The organism is Polaromonas sp. P3_A5 (genome assembly GCF_056403055.1).
This window is the reverse complement of the sequence record NZ_JBFUGF010000001.1, coordinates 1,066,101-1,090,675: the sequence shown is the minus strand read 5'-3', so window position 1 is coordinate 1,090,675 and position 24,575 is coordinate 1,066,101. Positions and strand designations below refer to the sequence as shown.

At 63.6% G+C, this 24,575-nt stretch carries 22 protein-coding genes; 13 read left to right on the top strand and 9 right to left on the bottom strand.

Features of this window, described 5'->3' with window-relative positions; genetic code table 11:
* The first annotated feature begins 20 nt into the window (after nucleotides 1–20).
* The 9 genes from AC1DU8_RS05220 to AC1DU8_RS05180 all read left to right on the top strand — a co-directional run bounded on the left by AC1DU8_RS05220 (nucleotide 21) and on the right by AC1DU8_RS05180 (nucleotide 10,305).
* Nucleotides 21–797 (top strand): YdcF family protein, encoded by a 777-nt coding sequence (locus tag AC1DU8_RS05220; RefSeq protein ID WP_457279943.1) that lies wholly within the window; start codon nucleotides 21–23, stop codon nucleotides 795–797.
* Between the two features lie 173 nt (nucleotides 798–970).
* Nucleotides 971–1,672 (top strand): TetR/AcrR family transcriptional regulator, encoded by a 702-nt coding sequence (locus AC1DU8_RS05215; RefSeq protein ID WP_457279942.1) that lies wholly within the window; start codon nucleotides 971–973, stop codon nucleotides 1,670–1,672.
* A complete protein-coding gene (locus tag AC1DU8_RS05210) occupies nucleotides 1,669–2,862 on the top strand; it encodes an efflux RND transporter periplasmic adaptor subunit (RefSeq protein WP_457279941.1) in 1,194 nt (397 codons plus the stop codon). Before AC1DU8_RS05215 ends, AC1DU8_RS05210 begins: the two co-directional genes overlap by 4 nt.
* A 12-nt stretch (nucleotides 2,863–2,874) precedes the next feature.
* The gene (locus AC1DU8_RS05205; RefSeq protein WP_477726519.1) at nucleotides 2,875–6,105 is read left to right on the top strand and encodes an efflux RND transporter permease subunit; all 3,231 of its coding nucleotides are present in this window, start codon (nucleotides 2,875–2,877) and stop codon (nucleotides 6,103–6,105) included.
* 62 nt (nucleotides 6,106–6,167) lie between these two features.
* The gene (locus tag AC1DU8_RS05200; protein ID WP_457279939.1) at nucleotides 6,168–6,851 is read left to right on the top strand and encodes a protein-L-isoaspartate O-methyltransferase family protein; all 684 of its coding nucleotides are present in this window, start codon (nucleotides 6,168–6,170) and stop codon (nucleotides 6,849–6,851) included.
* A gap of 63 nt (nucleotides 6,852–6,914) precedes the next feature.
* On the top strand, nucleotides 6,915–7,277 hold the full coding sequence (locus AC1DU8_RS05195; protein WP_477665565.1) for a rhodanese-like domain-containing protein: 363 nt from the start codon (nucleotides 6,915–6,917) through the stop codon (nucleotides 7,275–7,277).
* Nucleotides 7,278–7,343: 66 nt separating this feature from the next.
* Complete coding sequence (locus tag AC1DU8_RS05190) at nucleotides 7,344–8,705, top strand: TolC family outer membrane protein (RefSeq protein WP_477726518.1); 1,362 nt, start codon at nucleotides 7,344–7,346, stop codon at nucleotides 8,703–8,705.
* A gap of 62 nt (nucleotides 8,706–8,767) precedes the next feature.
* Complete coding sequence (locus tag AC1DU8_RS05185) at nucleotides 8,768–9,784, top strand: cupin-like domain-containing protein (protein WP_477726517.1); 1,017 nt, start codon at nucleotides 8,768–8,770, stop codon at nucleotides 9,782–9,784.
* Nucleotides 9,785–9,861: 77 nt separating this feature from the next.
* Entirely contained in the window at nucleotides 9,862–10,305 is a 444-nt protein-coding gene (locus tag AC1DU8_RS05180) for a hypothetical protein (protein ID WP_457279935.1), read from the top strand.
* On the opposite strand, the gene AC1DU8_RS05175 is transcribed toward AC1DU8_RS05180, so the two are convergent.
* The 3 genes from AC1DU8_RS05175 to AC1DU8_RS05165 form a co-directional block, all read right to left on the bottom strand.
* Nucleotides 10,302–11,681: a 3-deoxy-D-manno-octulosonic acid transferase gene (locus AC1DU8_RS05175; protein WP_477701835.1), complete on the bottom strand. Its 1,380-nt coding sequence runs from the start codon at nucleotides 11,679–11,681 to the stop codon at nucleotides 10,302–10,304. The two genes, AC1DU8_RS05180 and AC1DU8_RS05175, sit on opposite strands and share 4 nt — an antisense overlap.
* Entirely contained in the window at nucleotides 11,678–12,736 is a 1,059-nt protein-coding gene (gene waaC, locus AC1DU8_RS05170; RefSeq protein ID WP_477701836.1) for a lipopolysaccharide heptosyltransferase I, read from the bottom strand. The genes AC1DU8_RS05175 and waaC overlap by 4 nt, the downstream gene beginning before the upstream one ends.
* A 325-nt stretch (nucleotides 12,737–13,061) precedes the next feature.
* The gene (locus AC1DU8_RS05165) at nucleotides 13,062–14,447 is read right to left on the bottom strand and encodes a phosphomannomutase/phosphoglucomutase (RefSeq protein ID WP_457279932.1); all 1,386 of its coding nucleotides are present in this window, start codon (nucleotides 14,445–14,447) and stop codon (nucleotides 13,062–13,064) included.
* Nucleotides 14,448–14,690: 243 nt separating this feature from the next.
* On the opposite strand from AC1DU8_RS05165, the gene AC1DU8_RS05160 reads away from it, so the two are divergent.
* The 4 genes from AC1DU8_RS05160 to AC1DU8_RS05145 all read left to right on the top strand — a co-directional run bounded on the left by AC1DU8_RS05160 (nucleotide 14,691) and on the right by AC1DU8_RS05145 (nucleotide 18,053).
* Entirely contained in the window at nucleotides 14,691–16,199 is a 1,509-nt protein-coding gene (locus tag AC1DU8_RS05160) for a DNA-3-methyladenine glycosylase 2 family protein (protein WP_457279931.1), read from the top strand.
* Nucleotides 16,200–16,414: 215 nt separating this feature from the next.
* Nucleotides 16,415–16,936, top strand: a complete 522-nt coding sequence (locus AC1DU8_RS05155; RefSeq protein ID WP_457279930.1) for a methylated-DNA--[protein]-cysteine S-methyltransferase — start codon at nucleotides 16,415–16,417, stop codon at nucleotides 16,934–16,936.
* Nucleotides 16,933–17,886 carry a DMT family transporter gene (locus tag AC1DU8_RS05150; RefSeq protein WP_477701837.1) on the top strand — a complete coding sequence of 318 codons (954 nt, stop codon included), beginning with the start codon at nucleotides 16,933–16,935 and terminating at the stop codon, nucleotides 17,884–17,886. Before AC1DU8_RS05155 ends, AC1DU8_RS05150 begins: the two co-directional genes overlap by 4 nt.
* Nucleotides 17,883–18,053, top strand: coding sequence for a hypothetical protein (locus AC1DU8_RS05145; RefSeq protein ID WP_457279928.1), 171 nt, complete (start codon nucleotides 17,883–17,885; stop codon nucleotides 18,051–18,053). The genes AC1DU8_RS05150 and AC1DU8_RS05145 overlap by 4 nt, the downstream gene beginning before the upstream one ends.
* Nucleotides 18,054–18,103: 50 nt before the next feature.
* On the opposite strand, the gene AC1DU8_RS05140 is transcribed toward AC1DU8_RS05145, so the two are convergent.
* The 6 genes from AC1DU8_RS05140 to AC1DU8_RS05115 all read right to left on the bottom strand — a co-directional run bounded on the left by AC1DU8_RS05140 (nucleotide 18,104) and on the right by AC1DU8_RS05115 (nucleotide 24,566).
* Nucleotides 18,104–18,763, bottom strand: coding sequence for a DUF1345 domain-containing protein (locus AC1DU8_RS05140; protein WP_457279927.1), 660 nt, complete (start codon nucleotides 18,761–18,763; stop codon nucleotides 18,104–18,106).
* Between the two features lie 32 nt (nucleotides 18,764–18,795).
* Nucleotides 18,796–19,950, bottom strand: coding sequence for an aromatic ring-hydroxylating oxygenase subunit alpha (locus AC1DU8_RS05135; RefSeq protein ID WP_477726516.1), 1,155 nt, complete (start codon nucleotides 19,948–19,950; stop codon nucleotides 18,796–18,798).
* Nucleotides 19,951–20,025: 75 nt separating this feature from the next.
* On the bottom strand, nucleotides 20,026–20,850 hold the full coding sequence (locus tag AC1DU8_RS05130; RefSeq protein WP_477726515.1) for a siderophore ferric iron reductase: 825 nt from the start codon (nucleotides 20,848–20,850) through the stop codon (nucleotides 20,026–20,028).
* Complete coding sequence (locus tag AC1DU8_RS05125; RefSeq protein WP_477726514.1) at nucleotides 20,847–22,730, bottom strand: IucA/IucC family protein; 1,884 nt, start codon at nucleotides 22,728–22,730, stop codon at nucleotides 20,847–20,849. Before AC1DU8_RS05125 ends, AC1DU8_RS05130 begins: the two co-directional genes overlap by 4 nt.
* The gene (locus AC1DU8_RS05120; RefSeq protein ID WP_477689215.1) at nucleotides 22,727–23,338 is read right to left on the bottom strand and encodes a GNAT family N-acetyltransferase; all 612 of its coding nucleotides are present in this window, start codon (nucleotides 23,336–23,338) and stop codon (nucleotides 22,727–22,729) included. The genes AC1DU8_RS05125 and AC1DU8_RS05120 overlap by 4 nt, the downstream gene beginning before the upstream one ends.
* The gene (locus AC1DU8_RS05115; protein ID WP_477689214.1) at nucleotides 23,328–24,566 is read right to left on the bottom strand and encodes an MFS transporter; all 1,239 of its coding nucleotides are present in this window, start codon (nucleotides 24,564–24,566) and stop codon (nucleotides 23,328–23,330) included. Before AC1DU8_RS05115 ends, AC1DU8_RS05120 begins: the two co-directional genes overlap by 11 nt.
* Nucleotides 24,567–24,575 lie beyond the last annotated feature (9 nt).

Below are 24,575 nucleotides of genomic sequence, written 5' to 3'. Positions count from 1 at the left end.
ATAGCAAATAAATACAACGCATGGAATTCGGCGCGCTCAAGCCTTTGCTCACCAGCCTGGCGCTCCCGCCAGCCTTGCTGCTGTTGCTGGCCTTGCTGGGCCTGGTGCTGGCCTGGCGTAATAAAAAAGCCGGGCTGGCGCTGGCAACCTTTTCGGTGCTGCTGCTGGCGCTGCTCAGCTGCCACGGCACGGCCGTATGGCTGGCGCGCACCGTGCTGCCGCAGTTTGCCGCCATGCCGGTGGCCAACCTCAAGGCCCACAAGGTGCAGGCCATCGTGGTGCTGGGCGGCGGCGTGCTGCCTGAAGCAGCTGAATACGGCAGCAGCCAGCCAGGCGCGCACACAGCGGCGCGGTTGCGCTACGGTGTGTGGCTGGCGCGGCAGTCGGGCTTGCCGCTGGCCTTTACCGGCGGCATGGGTTGGGCGGCCAGCAGCGCACAGACCGATTCCGAAGCCGTGGTGGCCGCACGCATGGTGCAGCAGGACTACGGCATGACGCTGCGCTGGAACGAAGCCCAGTCGCGCGACACCTGGGGCAATGCCCGCCTGCTGGCGCCGCTGCTGCAGCAAAGCGGTGTGCAGCGCATCGCGCTGGTCACCGACGCCTGGCACATGCCGCGCGCTGTCCGGGCTTTTGAGCGTGCCGGCCTGACGGTGACGCCCGCCCCCATGGGTCAGGTGCAGCCGGCACAGCACGACCTGATGGAATGGGTACCTTCCGCATCGGGCCTTATGGTGTCGCAGCAGGTACTGCGCGAATGGCTGGCGCTGATGGTCGGTCGGTTCACGCCTGTTTAGACAGCCGGCCTCTCGCGGGCCCCTTTCGCCTGGGCCCGCGGCAGACCCGGCTGCTTTACCGCGGGTTTACCTTTCAGGGCACTACCGGCTCCCCCGCCTCGGTGTAGCCTAGGCGGTTTTGGTTGACGGTCGGAAAGTAAGCAGATATATTACTAACCAGTCAGTCAGTAACTATGTCACTTTCCAAATTATTTTGCGACAAAACCTCCGCGGTCGCAGCCAAACGCGAGCGCCGCAAGGAAGCACGCCCCGGCGAACTGCTGGACGCCGCGCTTGACCTGTTCGTGGAAAAAGGCTTTGCCGCCACCCGCGCCGAAGAAGTGGCCGCCCGCGCAGGGGTATCGAAAGGCACATTGTTCCTTTACTTCCAGAGCAAGGAAGAACTGTTCAAGGCCGTGGTGCGCGAAAACATCTCGGGCCGCTTCACGGAATGGCGCGCCGAGCTGGACACCTTTGAAGGCACCACCCCTGAATTGCTGGCTTACTGCATGAACAGCTGGTGGGAGCGCGTGGGCCTGACGCGCGCCTCGGGCCTGACCAAGCTGATGATGAGCGAGGCCAAGAACTTCCCCGACATCGCGGCCTTCTACCAGCAAGAAGTCATCATGCCGGGCCACGGGCTGATCCGCAGCATCCTGCAACGCGGCATGGACCGCGGCGAGTTCCGGCCCATGGACCTGGACTATGCGGTTTACCTGGTGGTCGCTCCGATGATTTTCCTGATCCTGTCCAGGCACACCGCCGGCATCTGCATCAGCAGCGACGCAGACCTGGATCCGCAAAAATACATCGCCTTCCAGGTGGAAACCATCCTGAACGGCATCTCCGCACCGGCCGGCGCCGCCGCACAGTCCAACAGGAAAGCCGCAGCATGAAGCGATGGGTCAAGTGGGGGGTCGCCGGACTCATCGTGCTGCTCATCGCGGGCGGCGTGCTGCGTGCGCTGTCCGCACGCAAGGCCCAGCAACAGGCGCTTGCCGCAAGCACCGCCGTCAAGGACATGGGGCAGGTCGAACTGGCCGCCACCGATGTGGTCAAGGCGCAAACGCGCGACGTGGTTCAGGGGCTGCCGGTGTCGGGCTCGCTCAAGGCCGTCAACTCCGCCGTCATCAAGGCGCGCGTGGCCGGCGAGCTGCAGGGCCTCACGGTTCGCGAAGGCGACGTGGTCAAGGCCGGCCAGGTGATTGCGCGCATCGACGCCACCGAATACCAGTCACGCGTGCGCCAGGCCCGCGAGCAGGCCGAGTCGGCCAAGGCACAGGTGGATGTGGTGCAGCGCCAGTACGACAACAACAAGGCGCTGGTTGACCAGGGTTTCATCTCGAAGACCGCGCTCGATACCTCGCTGGCCAACCTCAACGCCGCGCAATCCACCTACAAGGCGGCGATGGCTGCCACCGAGGTCGCGGCCAAATCGGTGGACGACACAATCCTGAAAGCCCCCATCTCCGGCCAGGTGTCGCAGCGCCTTGCCCAACCCGGTGAGCGCGTGGGCATCGACACCAAAATCGTCGAGGTGGTGGACCTGAGCCGGCTCGAGCTGGAAGCCACCTTGAGCGCCACCGACTCCATGGACGTGCGTGTGGGCCAGACCGCACAGCTGCAGATTGAAGGCAGCCGCCAGCCCGTCACGGCCAAAGTGGTGCGCATCAATCCCACGGCGCAGGCCGGCAGCCGCAGCGTGATGGCTTACCTCAGCATCGACAACCCGGGCGCAGCAGGCGACGCCGGCGCGCCACCCTTGCGCCAGGGGCTGTTTGCGCAGGGCACGCTGGGCACGGCCAGTGCTTCGCTGCTGTCGGTGCCGGTCAGCGCCGTGCGCACCGACAAACCCACGCCTTATGTGCAAGCGGTGGAAAACGACCTGGTGGTGCACAAGAGCGTCGAGTTGGGCGCTCGCGGCACCGCCGGCAAAGACAGCGTGGTCGCCGTCAAGGGCCTGGCCGACGGCGCGGTGGTGATTCGCGGCGAGATCGGCGCATTGCGTGAGGGCACCAAGGTGCGCTTCACACAACTTCCGGCTGCGGCGCAAGCAGCCAGTGCACCGGCCAAGCCGGCGCCCTGAGGACTCGCGCGCATGTGGTTCACGCAGGTCAGCCTCAAGAACCCGGTGTTCGCCACCATGGTCATGCTGGCCATCGTGGTGCTGGGGCTGTTTTCGTACCAGCGCATGCGCGTCGACCAGTTCCCCAACATCGACTTTCCGGTGGTCGTCATCACCGCCGAATACCCGGGCGCTTCGCCCGAGATCGTTGAAAGCGAAGTCACCAAAAAAATTGAAGAAGGCGTCAACTCGATCGCCGGCATCAACGCGCTGACCTCGCGCAGCTACGAAGGCCAGTCGGTCGTCATCATGGAGTTCCAGCTCTACGTCGACGGGCGCCGCGCCGCCGAAGATGTGCGCGAAAAAATCGCCGCCATACGCCCCAACTTTCGGGACGAAGTGAAAGAGCCGCGCGTGCTGCGCTTCGACCCGGCAAGCCGGGCGATCTGGTCCGTTGCGGTGTTGCCCAATGCCCAAAGCGGCAATGCCATGTCGGCCGTGGAGCTGACCAACTGGGCCGACCAGGTCTTGAAAAAGCGCCTGGAGAACGTACGCGGTGCAGGCTCCGTTACGTTGGTGGGCGGCACCAAGCGCGAAATCAACGTCTACCTGAATCCGCAGGCCATGGAGTCGCTGGGCATCACGGCCGACCAGGTGGTCAATGCCGTGCGCAACGAAAACCAGGATTTGCCGGTGGGCGCCATCCGCTCGCTGCAGCAGGAGCGGGTCGTCAAGATCGATGCACGCATGAAGCGCCCCGAAGACTTCGGCAAGATCATCGTGGCGCGCAAGGGCGCCGCGCCGGTCACGGTGGACCAGGTGGCGCGCATTGCCGACGGCGCGCAGGAGATCGACAGCCTGGCGCTGTACAACGGCCAGCGCACGCTGCTGCTGTCGGTGCAAAAAGCGCAGGACGAAAACACCATTGCCGTGGTGGATGGCCTGAATCAGGCCATCAAGGACATCCAGCCGCAACTGCCGCCCGGCGCCCGGCTGGAGCTGATCACCGACGGCTCGCGGCCGATTCGCGTGGCGGTGGAAAACGTGCGCCGCACGCTGATTGAAGGCGCGCTGCTGACGGTGCTGATTGTTTTCCTCTTCCTGAACTCGTGGCGCTCCACGGTGATCACCGGGCTCACGCTGCCGATCTCCATCATCGGCACCTTTTTGTTCATGAACCTGTTCGGCTTCACCATCAACATGATCACGCTGATGGCGTTGTCGCTGTGTGTGGGCCTGCTGATCGACGACGCGATTGTGGTGCGCGAGAACATCGTGAGGCATGTGCAGATGGGCAAGGGCCCCTACCAGGCCTCGCTGGACGGCACGCAGGAGATCGGCCTGGCCGTGCTGGCCACCACCTTTTCCATCGTGGCGGTGTTCCTGCCGATTGGCTTCATGGGCGGCATCATCGGCAAGTTCTTCCACGAGTTCGGCGTGACCATCGTGGCGGCGGTACTGATCTCGATGTTCGTGAGTTTCACGCTGGACCCGATGCTCTCCAGCATCTGGCACGACCCTTCCATCGAAGCGCACGGCAAACGCCATGCGCCCGTCACTTTCTACGACAAGACCATAGGCCGCGTCACCGGCTGGTTCGACCACGCCACCGACTCGCTGAGCAACAGCTACCAGGGAATCCTGCGCTGGTCGCTGGGCCACAAGCTGGCCACCCTGGCCCTGGCTGTGGTGATTTTTATCACCAGCATTTTCATGGTGCCGCTGCTCGGCACCGAGTTCGTACCCAAGGCCGACTTCTCGGAAACCTCACTCAATTTCTACACGCCGGTGGGTTCGTCGCTGGAAACCACCGAAGCCAAGGCGCGACAGGTGGAAGCCATCATCCGCGAATTCCCCGAAGTGAAGTACACGCTGGCCACCCTGAACACCGGCAACGCCCAGGGCAAGATGTACGCCAGCATTTACGTGCGCCTGGTGGACCGCAAGGCACGCACCCGCAGCGTCGACGAAATGTCGGGCGTGTTGCGCGAACGCCTCAAGCAGGTGCCAGGCATCACCGTGACGCACGTCGGGCTGCTCGACGCGGTGGGCGGCAACAAGCAGGTGGAGTTCTCGCTGCAGGGGACGGATTTGAAAGAGCTGGAACGCCTCACGCGCGCCATCAACGACAAGATCCGCGGCATCCCCGGCCTGGTGGACCTGGACTCCAGCGTCAAGGCCGACAAGCCGGTGATTGAAATTGATGTGCGGCGCGACGCAGCCTCCGACCTGGGCCTGTCGGTGTCGCAGATCGCTGCCTCATTGCGCACCCTGGTGGCCGGGCAGACGGTAGGCAACTGGCGCGCGCCCGACGACCAGACCTACGACGTGAACGTGCGCCTGGCGCCCGATGCACGCAACGCGCCGCAAGACCTGGAGCGCCTGCCTTTCATGAGCACGCCCGGCAGCAGCGCCGACGGCGCCGCGCACATGGTACGGCTCAACCAGGTGGCCACCGTGAAGGAATCCACCGGGCCCAACCAGATCAACCGGCGCGACATGGCGCGTGAAGTCGCGATCAACGCCAACGTCTACAACCGCTCGGCCGGCGAGGTGTCGAACGACATCAAGGCCGCGCTGGAAAACTTCAGCTTTCCGCCCGGCTATCGCTACCAGTTCAGCGGCTCCACCAAGAACATGGCCGAATCCTTTGGCTACGCGGTGTCGGCACTGGTGATGGCCATTTTGTTCATCTACATGATCCTGGCCAGCCAGTTCAAGAGTTTTTTGCAGCCGATGGCGCTGATGACCTCGCTGCCGCTGACCTTGATCGGTGTGGTGCTGGCCCTGCTGCTGTTCCGCTCCACGCTCTCGATGTTTTCCATCATCGGTGTGGTGATGCTGATGGGCCTGGTCACCAAGAACGCCATTTTGCTGGTGGACTTTGCCATTCGCATGCGTGCCGACCAGGTCGACGTGGATGGCCACCGCGTTCCGGGCATGAACCGCAGCGATGCGCTGCTGCACGCCGCCAAGGTGCGGCTGCGCCCCATCCTGATGACCACGCTGGCGATGATTTTCGGCATGGTGCCGCTGGCTTTTGCCCTGACCGAGGGCTCGGAGCAGCGTGCGCCCATGGGCCAGGCCGTGATCGGCGGTGTCATCACCTCTTCGCTGCTGACCCTGGTGGTGGTGCCGGTGACGTATTGCTACCTGGACGACCTGGGCCAGTGGTTCAAGCGCAAATTCGGCCCCAAAACACCGCCGCAAGACCCCGCGGACATGCCTGCTGCAACGCCGGCCGCCGTCATGGGCGACCGTTAAAATCAAAGGTTTATCTCGTGTACAGCTCACCCTCCCCCATTTCGCCAACTTACAGGTCCGCCATGAACTACGAACAAGCCCGATTCAACATGATTGAGCAGCAAATCCGCCCCTGGGAAGTGCTGGACAACCAGGTCCTTTCCCTGCTGGCCGTGGTCAAGCGCGAAGACTTTGTGCCGGCCGCCCAAAAGGCACTGGCCTTTGTCGACATGGAAATCCCGCTGGGCAGCGGGCTCGGCCAGTGCATGCTGGCGCCCAAGGTGGAAGCCCGCATCCTGCAGGAACTGGCCGTGCAAAAACATGAAAAGGTTCTGGAAATCGGCGCCGGCTCCGGCTACATGGCCGCACTGCTGGCCCACCGCGCGCAGCAGGTGATCACGCTGGAGATCGACCCCAAGCTGGCGCAGACCGCACGCGACAACCTGCAAAGGGCGGGCCTTTACAACGCCGAAGTGCGCACCGGCGACGGCGCCGCAAAAATCGCCCAGGCCGTTTCCAGCAACGACCCGCTTCGTGGACCGTTTGACGTGATCGTGCTCAGCGGCTCGGTCGCCGAAGTACCGGCTTCGCTGCTGTCCCTGCTCAAGGTGGGCGGCCGCCTGAGCGCCATCGTGGGCTTTGAGCCGATGATGCGCGCCACCCTGGTCACACGCGTGGCCGAAGACGCCTGGCGCACCACCCAGGCCTGGGACACCGTGGCGCCACGCCTGCTGAATTTCCCTGAACCTTCGAAATTCAGCTTCTGAGCCTGGGCGCCGTACACGACTTCACCAACGCCAAGCACGCATTCCAACGCAGGACAGCCGACCATGATTCCCCAACTGAGCCCCGCCAACTTCGCCGAGTGGCGCAACAACGCCGGGGAAGGCGCGCCCGCCCTGCCTGTGGTGCTGGACGTGCGCGAGCCCTGGGAACTGCAGACGGCCTCGGTCAAGGAGGACGGCTTCAGGCTGGTGCACATCCCGATGCGGGAAATACCCACGCGCCTGGCTGAGCTGCAGGAAATCGGAGCCGGCACCGGCCAGCCGATCGCCTGCCTCTGCCACCACGGCATGCGCAGCCTGCAGGTGGCCAACTTTTTGACGCAAAGCGGCTTCACCGAGGTCGTCAATCTGCAGGGCGGCATTGACGCCTGGTCGCAGCAGGTGGACCCGTCGGTCCCTGTGTACTGACCTTTGCCGCCGCTGCACACCGTACTCATCTCCACATCGCCGATTCACTCATTCCTCAGGACCTTTATGACCACGCCCAAGAAACCGCCGGCGCTACGCCTGTCGATGTTGCCCCTGTCGATCGCCGTCACTGCGGCGCTGATGATGGCGGCCCCGGCCGCGCAGGCCCAGAGCCTGGTGGAGCTGTATGAGTCGGCCCGCGCCTTCGACGCTGCCTACCAGTCCGCCAAACTCCAGTACGACGCCAACCTCGCCAGGGCCGCCCAGGCCAAGGCCGGCATCTTGCCGACAGCCGGCATCTCGGCGGGCGCGTCGCGTACCAGTTTTGAAAACACCGCACCGGTGATAGACCGCAGCTTCAATACGCAAAACGCCACGCTCAACCTTTCGCAGCCGCTGTACCGCCCGGCCAACTGGGCCACCTACCAGCAGGCATCCCGGCAGGTCGAGCAGTCCCAGGCGCAACTCGAAACCGCCAACCAGGACCTGATCGTGCGCACCAGCCAGGCGTACTTCGACGTGCTGGCCGCGCAGGACACGCTGACGTTTGTCCGGGCGCAAAAAGCCGCAGTGGCCGAGCAACTGGCGTCGGCCAAGCGCAACTTTGAAGTGGGTACCTCCACCATTACCGACACCCGCGAGGCGCAGGCACGCTACGACCTGGTCATCGCCCAGGAGATCGCCGCCGAAAACGATTTGCGCGTCAAGAAGATCGCGCTGGACACGCTGGTCGGGAAACCCGAAACGCAACCCAAGCCCTTGCTCGCGCCCGTCAATTTGCCGGCCGTAGAACCCGCCGATGTGAATACCTGGGTGCAGCAATCCGAAGCAGTGCACCCGAATATCCGCCTGGCCCAAAGCGGGCTGGAGATCGCCGATCTGGAAGTCCAAAAAGCCGAAGCCGGCCACAAGCCGACGCTGGACGCGACGGCCAGCTATAACGTGACGCGCAACCCGTCGGGCACGGCCACCACCATCCCGCCGTTTGCCTTTCGCACCAACACAACCACCATCGGTGTGGTGCTGAACGTGCCGCTGTTCGCCGGTTTTGCGACGCAAAACCGCGTGCGCGAAACACTCTCGCTGAAAGACAAGGCGCAAAGCGACCTTGAAGGTGCGCGCCGCACCGTGGCCCAGGCCACGCGCACCGCGTTTTTCGGCGTGCAGTCGGGCCAGGGCCAGGTGAAAGCGCTGGAAGCCGCCGAGCTGTCAAGCCAGAGCGCACTGGATGCCAACAAGCTGGGTTACCAGGTCGGCGTTCGCATCAACATCGACGTGCTCAACTCGCAGAGCCAGCTGTTCCAGACCAAACGCGACCTGGCCAAGGCGCGCTACGACGTGCTGCTGGGCGACCTGAAACTGCGCCAGGCCAATGGCACGCTGACACCGGAAGACCTGCAAAAAATCAACGCACTGCTGGCCAGGTAAATCGCGGTACGCTTCACAACACTCCAACAAAGGCCCGGCCCGGGGCCAGAATTTCCATGTTGATGCCCGCACACAATCCCCTGCCCTTGCCGATAGAGGCTGAACGCGTGACCGATGCGCCGGTACACATCCCCAAAGGCCCCAGCTTCGAGCTGATCGAGGAAACCACCTGGGAAGAACTCAAGCGCGCGGGCCGCCAGCAACCGTTTGACAAACCCGTGCTGGTCAAGGGCGGCATCCATCACTGGCCGGCCTGGAAAAAATGGTCGTTTGAATTCCTCGCCGACGTCTGTGCCGGCAAGGGCGCCGAGGTGCCGGTCAAGTTCACCGATGGCCTGGTCGAACAGGGCGTGACCAAGGGCCGCCCCTTCCTTCCGGTCGCGCCCTACCTGCGGGAACTCGGCAAGTCGGCGCAACGCACGCCGGACCCCATGGCCGGCCTGCTGCCCAAGCCGGTGCGGGACAGCTACAAACCCGGCGAGCGCTTTCACCTGAACTGGGCCCACATGCAGTCGTTCAAGCCGACGACCTTGTACCTGGCGCAGTGGGACATTCTCGAAAAATACCCCGAACTGCGGCGCGACCTGCTCATCAAGAGCCTGTGGCCCGGCCGCATGACCTGGGAATATGTGTTCATGGGCCCGGCCAATACCGTGACCGGACTGCACAACGACTTCCCGCACAACTGGTTTGTGCAGCTCCAGGGCGTCAAGGAGTTCATCCTTTTCTCACCCGACCAGCGCCAGCACATGTGCCCGGCCGCCAAATACGACTGGGGTGCCACGCTGAGCGACGTCAACGTCTCGCGCCTGCCTGAGCAAGTCCGCGAACTCGCCTCCTTCGAAAAAGCCCATGGCTACCACGCCCGCGTTGAAGCCGGCGATGCCCTGTTCATCCCCAAGCGAACCTGGCACTCGGTGGTGTCAGTGGAGCCCTCCATCAGCCTGGGCATGTTTGGCCTGACGCCGTATGAAGTGGCGACCGGCGGCGCCTGGGCCACGCTGCGCGACTGGGCGCATCACCTGCGCCTTTATGCGTGGGGAAATTGCACTTGTCATCAGGTGCTGGGCAAGCGCTAGGCCATCGAACGAACGCCTTTCAGCAAAACGTCACTTGCCCCCGTGTTGATGTCAATCGCTGGACCACCAAAACAGCCATGAAGCCGCTCGATCTCGATCACTTTCCCCAGCCGGACTCCAACGCTGCCGGTAGCGTGGAAGCCGCGCTCGACGCGCTCTGGAATGCATACGACGAATCGACCGCAAATGACGCCTACGATGCGCTTCTCTGGGCAACTGGAAACAACCACAGGGGTACGTACTATCCGGTCGTCTTGGGTGTCCTTCCGGAGATTGAACAGATTCTCATGAAGGGGAAAGAGTGGGCGCAGCGAGCAGTTATGGAGTCATTAATAGATCTTGGTGGCTCATTCGTCCCTGAAAAAGGTTACGACACATATCTTGGAGCCTCGGTCAAAGCAACACTCAATGCGTTCATCCACTCAATGCGCCACCGCATTGCACCACTCGCTAACGGCACGGATGCGCGCGCCAAAAGTGCAATTGAGCTGTTGGAGCTCATTGACGACCAGGCGGCCTAGGTGCCGTTAAAGCCACTTAAATAGGTCTGGAGCGCATCCACCGTCTTCACCGTCGCACCGCGGTTGCTGTCGGCGAAAGCCAGCCCGGCGGCCACCGCGGCAGCGCGTGCTTCGGGTTTATCGATGAGCTTTCTCGCGGCGCGCACGCCTTGCTCCATGTCCACCACGCGCCGGGCTGCACCGGCCTCGATGGCCAGCTCGGCGGCTTCGGTGAAGTTGAAGGTATGGGGGCCCATCACGACCGGGCAGCCGCAGGCAGCCGCCTCGATCAGGTTTTGCCCGCCCAGCGGCGCGAAGCTGCCGCCCAGCAGCGCGACATCGCTCATCGCGTAATACAGCGCCATTTCACCCAGTGAGTCGCCCAGCCATACATCCGCCTGCAAGGCATCGTCGTTCACGGCCGGGCCGCTTGCCGCCTCGGGCCAGTGCGAGCGGCGCGAGACACGCAGGCCGTGTTGCTGCACCAGCGCCTCCACCTCGTTGACCCGTTGCGGGTGGCGCGGCACCAGCAACACCCTGAACTGGCTTCCCGGCCCCTCCTTGTGCGCTTCTTCCCGCGATTCATTCGCTACAGAATTGATAGCTGTCTGCGCTTGTTCAGATTGGGCTGTAGCACTTAATTGCTTTAAAAACTCCTGCTCTTCGCCTTCACGCGAGCTGGCAAACATGAGCACCGGCAGCCCGAGCGCCCGGCGCCAGACCTTGCCTTTTTCCAGCTGGGCGTCGTCAGGAGAGGCATCAAACTTCAGGTTGCCAAACACGCCACTCACCGCAGCGCCGGCCTGGCGAAAGCGCCGCGCGTCGTCATCGGTCTGGGCATACACCGCAGACAACGCCGCGTAAGCCGGAAACGACAGCGGCGACATTTTCAACGCCTGCTGCAGGGACTTTTCAGACAGCCTGCCATTGACCAGCACCAGCGGCATGGCACGCGTCTGGGCTGCGGCCACCATGTTGGGCCAGATCTCGGTTTCCATCAGCAAGCCCAGGCGTGGTTTGAAGTGATCAAAAAACCGCGCCACTGCGCCTGGGCTGTCCCAGGGCTGCCACACCTGCACGTCGCCGGGCTGCAGCAGGGCCACGCCCTCGGCGCGCCCCGTGGCCGTACCGTGCGTCAGCAAAATACGCAAGCCGGGGTGTTGCGCGCGCAGCGCCTTGAGCAGCATGGCCGCAGTGCGTGTTTCGCCGAGCGAAACGGCATGCAGCCAGACCAGCTCAGAGGCGGTTTCCACCGGCTGGGTGTAGTGGCCAAACCGTTCCTGCACCGCCTGAAGGTAGCCGGGCTCCTGCCTGCCGCGGCGCGCCAGCTTGCGGCGCAGCAGCGGCTGGCCCAGCCACATCAGCAGCGAATAAAGTTTCAGGGCCAGCGCGCTCATTTCGCCCCGCCGGCGCTTGCGGGGCTGCTCACCGCCCAGCAAGCCAGCCAGGCCTGCCAGACGGTTTCCACCGTGGGTACCGGGCGCGCAAACACGCTGACCTGCCGCCCCCCGTGGCCGAGGGTGCCGGGGCCGGTGCGCCACGCCGTGTCGAAGTTGTAGATCTGCACATGCGGCAAATCCAGTGCCACGGCAATGTGGCTGACACCGCTATCGACACCAATGACACCGGCGCACTGCGCCAGCGCTTCAGTGAGCGCGTCAAGCGGCAGCAGCGGCAGCACCAGGGCGATGTCCGCGGCGGTTTTGGCCAGCGCCTGCGCAATGGCCTGGCTGGTGGCCAGCTCGTGTGCGTTGCCGTGCGCCAGTGCCACCGGGTAGCCGGCCGCATGGAGGCGCCGCCCCAGAGTGATCCAGTGATCCAGCGGCCACTCCTTGTCGGCGCGCGAGGTGCCGTGGACCAGCACCACCCGGCCTTTCGACGCTGCAGGTGCTATCTTTTCAGGAGCTGCTTGCGCCCGTCCCTCATGGGCTGCAGGCATTTTTAATCCAAAATCCGGTGCGCCTTTCAGGGTGTAGCCCAGCGCACGCGCCGCCAGCTCGCGCGAGCGCTGCACCGCGTGAATATGCGGTGGGAGGGTGATGGCCACGTCGGCCATCCAGCGGGTAGGCGCCTCATAGCCCGAGCCCTCGGTCTGGTTGGCCAGGGCATAGCGCTTGCCGCCGGGCGCCACCGTGGCAAGCCGCGCCACCAGCGCCGACTTGGTCAAGCCCTGCAGGTCGATGACGGCGTCATAGGCTTCACGTTGAAGGTCGCGCTGGAAGGCACGCCATTCGTTTCGCGTGGCCAGTGTCCAGAATGATTTGCGCCAGCGCCGGATCTCACAGGGAATCACCCGGTGCAGACCTTTGTGGCGCGCCAGCAAGGGGGAAAAGGCCTTTTCCACTACCCAGTCAATCTGCGCGTCCGGGAGCGCGGCATGGATGTCCCGCACCACCGGCAGGGTGTGCACCACATCGCCGAGGGAGGACAGCTTGACCAGCAAAATTTTCATGAAGCATTTTAGACCCCCACGCTCCCCCACTTCGTGTGGGTCGCTGCCCCCCGAGGGGGCCGCCCGCCTGTGGCCCGGCAAAGCCGAAAAATTGGCACACCCCTATCGGGCTCACTGCGTGTAGCCCTTTTCCCCTTGCAGGGGACTGCGCCTGCGGCCCGGCAAAGCCGGTTCCGCGGCACCCGCTGGCTTGAAGAGTCCGATGGGCGTAACTAACGGGGGGTATTTCACCAGTGGGGGCCGAGGGTCCGGCTTTGCCGGCCCCAGGCGCCGCCCCCTTGAGGGGGGAACAAGCTACACGTAGTGAGCTTGGACGGGGGTGGGCCTAGTGAGCGGCGGCAGCGAAGCTGGCGCCGGGCTTCACGCTCCGTAACAAGGTCAGCATGTCGGCCTCGATGCGCTCCAGTGCCTGCTGGGTGTGGCCCTCAAAGCGCAGCACCAGCACCGGCGTGGTGTTGGACGCACGGATCAATCCAAAGCCGTCGGGCCAGTCAACGCGTACGCCATCGATGGTCGAGATTTTTGCGGGCGCCGCGAATTTCGCGGATTTGATCAAGGCCTCCACCACCGTGTGCGGCTCGCCTTCCTTGCAGGCCACGTTAAGTTCGGGCGTGCTGAAGCTGGTAGGCAGGGCATTGAGCACAATGCCGGCGTCGGGCACGCGGCTCAAAATTTCCAGCAGGCGCGCGCCGGCGTAAGTGCCGTCGTCAAAGCCGTACCAGCGTTCCTTGAAGAAGATATGGCCGCTCATTTCGCCGCCCAGCGGCGAATCGACTTCTTTCATCTTCGCCTTGATCAGCGAATGGCCGGTCTTGTACATCAGCGGCACACCGCCGGCTGCCTCGATCTCGGGCGCCAGGCGCTGCGAGCATTTCACGTCGAACAAGATGGTGCCGCCCGGCACGCGCGAGAGCACGTCGCGGGCAAACAGCATCATCTGCCGGTCGGGGTAAATGTTCTGGCCGTCTTTGGTCACGATGCCGAGGCGGTCGCCGTCACCGTCAAAGGCCAGGCCCAGTTCGGCCTTGCCGCTTTGCAGGGCCTTGATCAAATCCTGCAGGTTTTCGGGCTTGCTGGGGTCGGGGTGGTGGTTGGGGAAATTGCCGTCCACCTCGCTGAAGAGTTCGGTCACCTCGCAGCCGAGCGCACGAAAGATCGCAGGCGCCGAAGCGCCGGCTATGCCGTTGCCAGAGTCGATAACGATTTTGAGCGGACGCTCGAGCTTGATGCCGGACACGATGCGGTCGCGGTAGGCCGTTTCGACATCGACCTGGCGAATGGCACCGGCCTGGGACGGCAACACCCATGTCTCGCCTTCCATCGCGCGGCGCAGCGCCTGGATTTCTTCGCCATAAATGGCGCGGCCTGCCAGCACCATCTTGAAGCCGTTGTAGTCCTTGGGGTTGTGGCTGCCTGTGACCTGGATACCGGAAGCCGTGAGGGTGCTGGCCGCAAAGTACAGCATGGGGGTGGTCACCATGCCGACGTCGATCACTTCCAGCCCCACCGCGGCCAGGCCGCGCATCAGCGCCGCACTGAGCGATGGCCCGCTGAGGCGCCCGTCACGGCCTACCGCCACGGATTTCTCACCTTCGGCCAGCGCCGCCATGCCAAAAGCCTTGCCCAGCGCCTCGGCCATTTCCTCATGGATGGTGGAGGGCACGACACCGCGGATGTCGTAGGCCTTGAAGATGGACGGGTTGATTTGCATCGGCGAGATCCTTCAATTTGATGGGTTTGATTGTAGGGGGCGGTCCTTTCGCGAACTGTAGGCCGCCACCGTTTCCAGGGGGCCCGTTCAGACTATGGAAAGCTTCGGCAAAGTGGTATCTAACCGGTCTCCAACGAGGCGAAAAACGGCTAGCCTGGACAGGAATTTTGAAGGCTTTTTCGGCCAAAGAGACATGTCCGGAAACGGCTAGTCAACAGCCTGCTGCGGCGTATCATTTCCCTCATGAACCGCGAAACCACCCCTCTTGCCGACAACGACTGCTACCTCGCCCTCAAGGCGCGGGACGCCCGGTTTGACGGCAGTTTTTTCACCGGTGTGACCTCCACCGGCATCTATTGCCGTCCGGTCTGCAGCGTGAAAACCCCCAAACGCGAAAACTGCCGCTTCTTTCACCACGCGGCCCAGGCCGAGAGCGCGGGCTTTCGTCCCTGCCTGCGCTGCCGGCCCGAGCTGGCGCCGCATTCCGTGGTGTGGTCAATACAGGATGCGTCATACATCCTGGCGCACCAGGCGGCGCGCCTGCTGGATGAGCCCGAGGTGTGGACCGAGGAAGCACCTTCTGTAGAAAAGCTGGCTGCCAAGCTGGGCGTGAGCGACCGTCACGTACGGCGGATTTTCGAGGCACAGTTCGGGGTCTCGCCCATGCAATACCTGCAGACGCACCGGCTGCACACCGCCAAACAATTGCTGGCCGACACCAATCTGCCCATCACGCAGATTGCGCTGATCAGCGGTTTTGCCAGCGTGCGGCGCTTTAATGCTGCCTTTGTGGAGCACTACAAACTCAACCCCACGCAGTTGCGACGCCAGGGCCCGGCCCGGGTCGGCGAGGTGGGTGAAGGCGTCATCGTGCGGCTGGGCTACCGCCCGCCCTATGACGTGCAGGCCATGCTGGCCTTCTTCAGCAAGCGCTGCATCAGCGCCATTGAATTCATTGACGCGGACGCTGCGCAGCCCGCTCTGCGCCGGACTTTCAGCATCGAGTCGGGCGGCAAGCTGCATGCCGGCTGGCTGCTCGCAAGCTTTGACGAAAGCCGTTCGCAGCTGGTGCTGCGCGTCAGCGATTCGCTGCGCGAAGTGTTGCCGCTGGTGATACGCCGCGTGCGCACCACCTTTGACCTGGACGCTGATCCGGCCACCATCAACAGCGTACTGCACGATAGTTTCCCCGAAGGCGACGGCCTGCGAGTGCCAGGCGCGCTGGATGGCTACGAGCTGGCGGTGCGCGCCGTGCTGGGCCAGCAGATCACCGTGGCCGCCGCACGCACGCTGGCGCAGCGCATGGTGGACCGTTTTGGCGAACGGGTGGAAACACCGTGGCCGCAGCTAACGCGCCTTTTCCCCGCACCGGCCGTGCTGGCCGCGGTCAGCGGCGACGCGCTCGGGCAACTGGGCATCGTCAGGCAGCGCCAGGCCGCCATCGTGGGAATCGCGCAAGCAGTGGCAGAAAAACGCCTTCAATTGCACAGTGGCGCCGACATCAACACGACGGTGACTACGCTGAAAGGGTTGCCCGGCATCGGTGACTGGACGGCGCAATACATTGCCATGCGGGCATTGCGCTGGCCCGATGCGTTTCCTTCAGGCGATGTGGCGCTGCACAAGGCACTGGGTGTGCAGGAAAAAAAGAACCCGGCACGGGAGGCTGAACTGGCCTCGGATGCATGGAAACCCTGGCGCAGCTACGCGGTGATCCGCGCCTGGAGCGGCACGCTGGAGCGTCCCGGCTGACGGCGCAACAGCGACGACATGGCGATTCATGCGTTCGGGGAATGAATGCAGCGCCTCGATTTCATTGGACGGTCCAGCGCCTTGGCGCGAACATCGCCGGTGAATGATCGAGCCAGTCTTTGCCCGCAAAAGAGACAAGTCAGCTTAAGCCGCCTATTCAGGCCCAAAAAGGACCTCATAAGGCAGAAACTCGAAACCATTCAAAGGTGAACAAGATGAAATTCGACAACTCCATCGTCCAGACGACCTTCCACAGCCCCTTGGGGGAAATGATCATTGCCGCGACTGACAAAGGCCTGGCCGGCACCTGGTTTGCCGGCCAGCGTCACCTGCCGCCGCAACTCGTGAAACCTTATGTGTGGCGCGAAGACCCGGACCACCCGGTGCTCAAGCAGACCATCAAGCAACTCACGGAATACTATGCCGGCACACGCACCGAATTTGACCTGCCGTTGGACCTGGGGCACGGAACGGCCTTCCAGCAGTCGGTGTGGCAAGCGCTGCTGGCCATCCCGCAGGGCGGCACCCTCAGCTACGGCCAGGTGAGCCAGCGTATCGGCAAGCCGGAAGCCGTGCGCGCCGTGGGCGCAGCAGTCGGGCGCAACCCGGTCAGCGTGATCGTGCCCTGCCACCGGGTGCTGGGCTCCGATGGCTCACTCACAGGCTACGCAGGCGGCCTGCACCGCAAAACCGCCTTGCTTAAACTCGAAGGCGCACTTCAGGAGAGCACGCTGTGAGTTCCAGTCCCTCCGTTATCGCCGCGCCGGTGGGTGCGGCCCTCACCAAGCCCAAAAACTGGGCTGCCGATTTTGTGATGCTGGCGGCCATCTGGGGCTCTTCCTTTCTCTTCATGCGCATCAGCACGGTGGAGTTCGGTCCCCTGCCCACCGCCGCAGTGCGCGTGGGCATTGCGGCGCTGTTCCTGCTGCCCATCGTATGGTTGCGCGGCCTGTTGCCTGACCTGAAGAAAAACTGGAAACGGATTTTCTTCATCGGCATACTGAATTCGGGCATCCCGTTTGCGTGCTTTTCGTTTGCCCTGCTGTCCATCACCACCGGCTTGTCGGCCATCCTCAATGCCACGGTGCCGATGTTCGGCGCCCTGGTGGCCTGGCTCTGGCTGAAAGACAAACCCAATGCCTCACGCGTGCTGGGCCTCTTCGTGGGTTTTGCCGGCGTAGCCATGCTGGCCTGGGACAAAGCCACCTTCAAGCCCGATGCTTCAGGCGTAGCGCCAGGGTGGGCCGTGCTGGCCTGCCTCTTTGCCTGCATTTGCTACGGCATATCCGCCAGCTACACCAAGCGTTATCTGTCAGGCATGCCGCCGCTGGTCACCGCGGCGGGCAGCCAGATTGGCGCAACCCTCGGCCTGGCCCTGCCCGCCGCCTGGCTGTGGCCGGCGCAGATGCCGGGCGCGCATGCCTGGCTGGCGCTGCTGGCCGTAGGCGTGGTCTGCACCGGGCTGGCCTACATCCTGTTTTTTCGCCTGATCGAAAACGCCGGCCCGCCGCGCGCGCTGTCGGTCACCTTCCTGGTGCCGGTGTTTGCGGTGATCTACGGCGTGATCTTCCTCGGTGAGCATGTGACGGCGTGGATGGTGATCTGCGCCGTGGTGATTGTGATCGGCACCGCGCTGTCAACCGGCTTGCTCAAGCTGGGCCGCAAACCTGAACAGCAGAAGGCATGACGTCGGCCCGCAAGACCAAGCTGAAGATCAAGCTGACCGCGCCCAAGCCGCGCAACCCGCTGGTTGCCCCGGCGGCGCAGCGTAAGGCCGGCTCACACCGCAAGTCTGAAGCGAGCCTTCGCAAGAAGGAAAAGATGGCGCTGAAGAAGCAGTTGCTTCGAATATAGGAAGCCAGGAACCTGTGCGCCGGGCCTGAGTACATGGGCGTTGCGGCCGCTTATTGCAGCGCGCCCGCCACCACATTGATGCTGAGCGCCAGGATCAGCATGTTGAAGCCGAACGACAGCACGCTGTGCACCAGCGTCAGCCGGCGCATCTCGCGCGAGGTGACCTGCACGTCGGAGACCTGTGAGGTCATGCCGACCACATGGGCGTAGTACAAAAAATCGAAATAATCCGGGTCCAGCCCGCCGGGAAAACACAGACCGGGCCCATCGGGCTCCCCGAGTTTTTCTTCGTGGTAATAGCGATGGGCATAGCGAAACGCGTAAATCGTCTGCATGAACAGCCAGGAGGCAGCCAGCGCCGCAACGGAGAGCACGATGTGCAGCGTGCGCTCCATACCCGACAGGTTTTTTGCCTGTTGCATCATCAACGTAATGGCGGCGACGCAGGCCATGGTGGCCAGCAGCATCAGTAAAAACAGCACCACGCTGGGTTCGTCCTGAGCCTGTGCACGTTCGCGCGTTCGTTTGGCGTCAAAGCGCACGCACAGCCACCAGGCCAGCCACAGATAAACGCCGACGCCGGCACACCAGCCCAGCAAGCCGCAAAACTGCCAGCCCAGGGGCAGCGGCAGCGCCGCCACAATCAGCCCGGCCACCAGGCCCAGGGTGAGCCGCTGCGGGCCCGTGGTTTCGGAGAAATGTTTGCGCATGGCTGCATTGTGAGGCTAGCGGCATCCCGGCTTCAAGGGGGAGATGAGGCACCCATGGTCCGCCGGTACCACTCGTGGAAATGCTGCATGCCCTCTTCCAGCGGCGACTGGTAGGGCCCGGTGTCCGAGACGCCGCGCGCCAGCAGCGCGCGCCGGCCCGCATCCATGCGCTCGCCGATCTCGTCGTCTTCCCGGGCGGTTTCCATGTAGGCGGCGCGGTGCGCTTCGATGAACTCCCGTTCGAAGGCGGCGATCTCTTCGGGATAGTAAAACTCCACCACATTGACCGTGTCCTGCGGCCCTTTGGGATAAAGCGTGGAGAGGACTAATACATGCGGGTACAGCTCGATCATGTGAGTGGGGAAGTAAGTCACCCAAACCGCGCCGAAGTCGGGCGGGGTGCCGGTGCGGTAATTCAGCAGACGGTCGTGCCAGGTACTGTAAATATCAGAGCCCGGCGCACCAAGCGACTCATGCACACCGACACGCTGCATGCTGTACCAGTCGGCAAAGTCCCAGCTCAGGTCGTCGCAACTGACGAAGCTGCCCAGGCCGGGATGGAAAGGCGCGACGTGGTAGTCCTCCAGATAGACCTCGATAAAGGTCTTCCAGTTGTAGTTGCATTGGTGAATTTCCACGTGGTCGAGCACGTAATCCGAAAAATCGAACTCGGGCCGCTCGAACAGCGGCGCCATATCCTGAGCCGGGTCGCGCGGGCCTTCGAACAGCTGGCCGTGACAGTTCCGCAAGGGAAAACGCTGCAGGCTCTTGCAGGGTTTTTGCTCGAACTGCGGCGCGCCCAGCAACTCGCCGCTGCTGTTGTAAGTCCAGCGATGCAGCGGGCAGACGATGTTCCCGCCGGCAGCCGACAGGTTGCCTTTGGGGTTGGCCGGCCCGCTGACGTTGCCGGTTTCACCGCCCAGGATCAGCGCCTGCCGGTGCCGGCAGACGTTGGACAACAGCTCCACGCCCTGCGGATTACGCACCAGCACGCGGCCTCCGCCTTCCTGCGCGAGCCGGTGCCAGTCGCCGACCTGCGGCACGGCTTTTTCATGGCCGAGGTAGCGGGCGGACTGGTTGAAGATCAAGGCCTGTTCTCGCGCGAACAGGGCTTCGTCGAAATACGCGCCTACGGGCAGCTGCGGATCGGCCGGCATGACATGCACCAGGCGTGCGATATCGTTCATGGAACTCTCCAGGGCGTGGCGAAGCACACCGGCCTTGAGAAGGGCACAGCCGCATCGCGGAATCAATGGCCCGGACTACGAAGGATCGGCCAGCAATCGGGCGATACGCTTGTCGAACGGGAGCTTGGGGCAGGTGCTGCATTTCTCGCCGTCATGGCGGCGAAAGTAGTGGCAGCACACCTTGCGATCCAGGGCGAGCGCGGGCGTCCCATCGCGCGCCCGGTAGGCAAAGAAGCCGCAGCCGCCGGCAATACCCAGCTGCACCAGCCATTCCTCTCCGAGCGCCGCAACTTCGGCATCCCCCAAGGCGGGGGTGCTGCGATGGACCAGCAGCAGCGCGCCCAACACACACTCGGCCTGCAACCGGTCAGCGGCGCGGGCATGCAGGGTCACCAACGGCATCAGTGCCGCGCGCGTGGATTGGCACAGTTCGCGCAGCTCGCCTGATGCCAGGTGGATGCGTGAAGGCAGCGTCGCGGCCTTCATGGGCGCGTGCACCGGCAATTGAAAGCCGCTGGGAAACCCGTCCACCACGGGTTGTGCCAGGCCAGCCAGCCGCGGGACATGCGTATCAAGATGCGCGGCGATCACGCTCAAGTAGACCGGCTGCCAGATCGCCAGGCCCCAACAACGCAGCGCCACATAGTGCGCGCCGGCTTCGGGGTAGGCCTCTGCCCAGTGCCGGCACAACGCCCGCAACGGGCCCGGTCTGGCCGCTGCGTCGTCGCCATGACGCAGTGCGCTGGGCAGAGGTGCATCGCCCTGCTCGCCGCGCAGCGAGGGTGCGATGCGCCCGGCCAGTTGCAACACGCGGGCGAGGTCAGCGTTGGGCGCGGACGCCCACGCCTGCAACGGAGCGCCGTCGCGCACGGTGTCCTCCGCCCGCATGTCAAAGCTCATGCAACGCTTTCCACAACCGGTTCTGCCTCGGCCCGGTGCGCGGCGCGGCGGCGGAGCCCGGCAATCGGGTTCACGAGATTGCCGGCCATCTTCAGGCTGGAAGCGGGGTCGGCCAGGTTGACCATCTGCACGTTGTTGCCGAGTTGCAGGCGGTTCAGACAGGAATGCAGGAACCCGGGCACGAACATGTCATAGTGCGCGAACTTTGCGGCCATCTCGGGGTGGGCATCCTGGTAATCGGATACGCAGTCGGCCACCGATTGCCAGAAGTCTCCCTCGCTGCAGCAGGCGTTTTCCACCAGCACCTGGTTGATGTGGCGCAGCACGCCGTCGAACACGTCGATAAAGATGCCCAGCAGTTTGAAATGGTCGGGCACATCGACCGCCAGGCGATTGACGCGCTCCGGTAGCAGCGCCTTCGCTTCGATATTGAGGATGGCGCATTCCTCGGCGATGTCTTTCATGATGGCGCGCACCGGCACATGCTTGTCGAGCACCAGGATCAGGTTCTCGCCATGCGGCATGAAGGTCAGGTCGTGCTTGTAGAAGCAATGCAGCAGCGGCGTGAGGTAAGACGCCAGATAGCTTTTCAGCCAGGCCTTTGTGCTCAGGCCGGAACGGCGGATCAGTTCAGGCAGCAGCGCGTGGCCGTCCTTGTCGACATGCAGCAGCGCGGCCATGGTCATCAAGCGTTCGCCCGGTTTGAGCAAGGGCAGCGGGCTCTCGCGCCACAGCGCCGAGAACATCTTCTTGTAAGGGGTGTCGACCGGTATCGCGGCTTCGTAATAGTGGTTGCGAAAGCCGATTGACGCGACCTCTCGCAGGATGGTGAAGCCGTTCGCGCGCAGGAAGACATCGCCCGACACCAGGTCCTTGATGAACTCATTGATAGCCGGTGTGCCCGACATGTAATAAGGCGACAGGCCGCGCATGAAGCCCATGTTCAGGATGGACAGGGAGGTCTTCACATAGCGCTTGCTGCGGTCGCTGGTGTTGAAGAAGGTGCGGATTGACTGCTGGGCGATGTAGGTGTCGCGGCCGTAGGCCAGGCAGATGATCTTGCGCTGGGCCACATAACCAGCGAAGGCGATCGACAGCTTGTTGAACCACTGCCACGGGTGAGCCGGCATGAAGTTGTAGTCGGCCGGACTCACGCCAAGTGCCGCCACTTCGCGGTTAAAGCCGTCCACGGTTTCTTGCCCCAGCTCTTCAGCCAGCAACTGCTCGTAGCTGAGCGTGGAGATGCTGGAGAAAGCCGCGTGGTCTTTGTGCACGGCCAGCCAGATGACGCGAATCTCCGAGCCGGCCTCAGGCGCGTAGGCCTGGTAATCGGCCGCGGTGAAACCCAGCCGTCCGTTGTTGGCGACAAACCCCGGATGGCCTTCGGTCATGGCGACTTCGATGGTCTGGAAGTCGGTGGCGTCAGCCAGCTGGGCGCTGCTGGGTGCGTCTGCCTTCATGCGCTTGTAGGCGCTGCCGAAGAGCGTGCTGCTGATCTCGTCGAGGTAGATGGGCAGCAGCTCATCACGTATGCCCAGACGCTGGCGGCATTCGATGATGAACTGCAGCGCGTCCAGCGGCTGGTCTGTGCCGTTCACCAGCTTGCAGATGGATTCCGGTTTGATGTACCAATGACGCAGCGCCAGGCGTTGTGCTTCGAACTGGTAGGACACGGCGCCATCATCCGAGCACACCTGGTACAACGCGAAGCCACCCTTCCCTGCACGCAGTTGCTCCGGTTCGATGATGATCTCATGGGCATATTCGGCAATGGCTTTGCGCAACAGCAGGCGGTTGGCCTGAGCCCAGACCTCCGGCGTCAGGTGGGCGGCGAATTGGGCCGGGTCGTGCGCGATCTGGTGGGCGATGGTGACGTTCATGAATGGACTTCCTCTAGGGTGGCGGCCGTAGCCTGTTCAAAATCCCGCCGTGTGCAAAAGGCGAGGCTGGCGATCTTCTCGGGGAAGACCACATCACGGTCGTAGGCAAAGCCCGCGGACCGGTTCAAGGCATGGACCTTGTGATTGGTGGCGTCGGGCTCCACGACGATGCGCTGCGCACCCAGGTGCTCGAACATGAAGCGCATCAGCGCGTAAAACACAGTGCGCGAGTACCCGGCGATGCGCTGCTGGGGCGGGCCGATAAAAATATGCATGCCCAGGTCGCCGGGCTGCACTTTGTAGAAGGCCCGAATGCGGTCCTGCGCGGGGTCGTAGCACTCCGCCAGGAAGGCTGGCTGGCCTTCGTACCAGCCGATGTAGGGCGTGGCGCCGCCGGAATCCATCATGCGCTGGTAGGCCTCACGAACTTCGTCCTCGGTCTTGTCCTGCATCAGCCAGAAGGCCGCACGCTCTTGCGTAAACCAGCGGTGCAAAGTGGGGATATCCTCCGGTATCCGCAGCGGACGGAACACAAAACCGGCCTCGTCGCGGTAAGGCCTTTGCACGGCATCGGCGCGGCGATGGATCGTGTCAGTATCAATTGGCATGGGCGGGCTCCTTTAGAGAGGCGGGATGGGCTGACTTGTCGCCTTCCTCCAGATGCCCGGCGCTGGGCACTTTGAGGATCAGGCGGTCCAGCAGCGCTGTAAGGACAAAGCCGCCGGCCGCCAGCAGGAATGGCACATGCAGCCCGTAGCGATTGACAATCGCACCCGCCGCAAACGAGGACAGCAGCACGCCCATGTTCTGGAAGAAATTGGTGATGCTGTAGTCCTGTGCATAGCGTTGCGGCGTGGATAAGCGGAACAGGTTGACCTCCAGCTTGACGATGATCTGGAAGAAGGCCCAGCCGTACAGCACGCGCCCCAGCACGACCAGGAAAGGATCAGGTGCGGCATGCAGCAACAGGCCGACCGCGCCCAGCATCAGGTTGCCCACCGTGTGGTCGGGCAGGTCCCCGCCGCGTGCCCGTATCCAGGCATGCAGGCGCAACGCGATGATGGCCACCACGCCCGGTATGGCGAAGGCCATGCCGGACAGCAGCTCGCTGTCGTTGCCAGTGATCTTCTGCCAGTACAGCGCGAAGAAGGGGCGGATCAGGTAGGCACTGAAGTCGAACATCAGCATCACGAGCGCCAGCTTCAGGATCGGCAGGCGGGCCAGCAGCCCGACGCGGCGCGCTTCGGTGGCTTCGGCCATTGCCTGCTCACCGGTGTTGACGCGAATGATCTTTCCGCTGCGGATCAGGTAAAAGCAGACGGCCATCTGGAAATAGTCGCCGGCCGCCATGGCCAAAATGCTGGCGCGCGGCCCCCAGGTCTGCAGCACAAAGCCGCCCACCACCGCGCCGAAGATGGCGCCGAAGTGCACCACCACCGACAGGATGCCAATGGTGGCCGCATGCTGCTCCTTGGGGGTCAGGCGCATCATGTACGGGTACATCAGCAGATAGCTGCTCTTGCACATGAACATCATCATCGACAGTACCCAGTAGATCTCCACGGTAGGCGCCCAGTCGCTCAGCAGGCTGAAGGTGCCGGCGGCAAACTGCGTGTAGACCAGCAGGTGCAGCGGTTCGACGCGGCGCGCCACGCGCGCCCACAGCGGCAGCGTGCACATCACGGCGATGGAAATAGCCGCCACGTAGGCGCCCACATGCATGGGGCTGTCGATGCCGTAGCGGGCGCTGAAAAACTGCGGATAGAAGGGAATCAGGATGGCGTCGCTGATGACGGCCAGCACCGTCATCGTGATGATGTGGAATCTGAGGTTCATGTTGGTTGT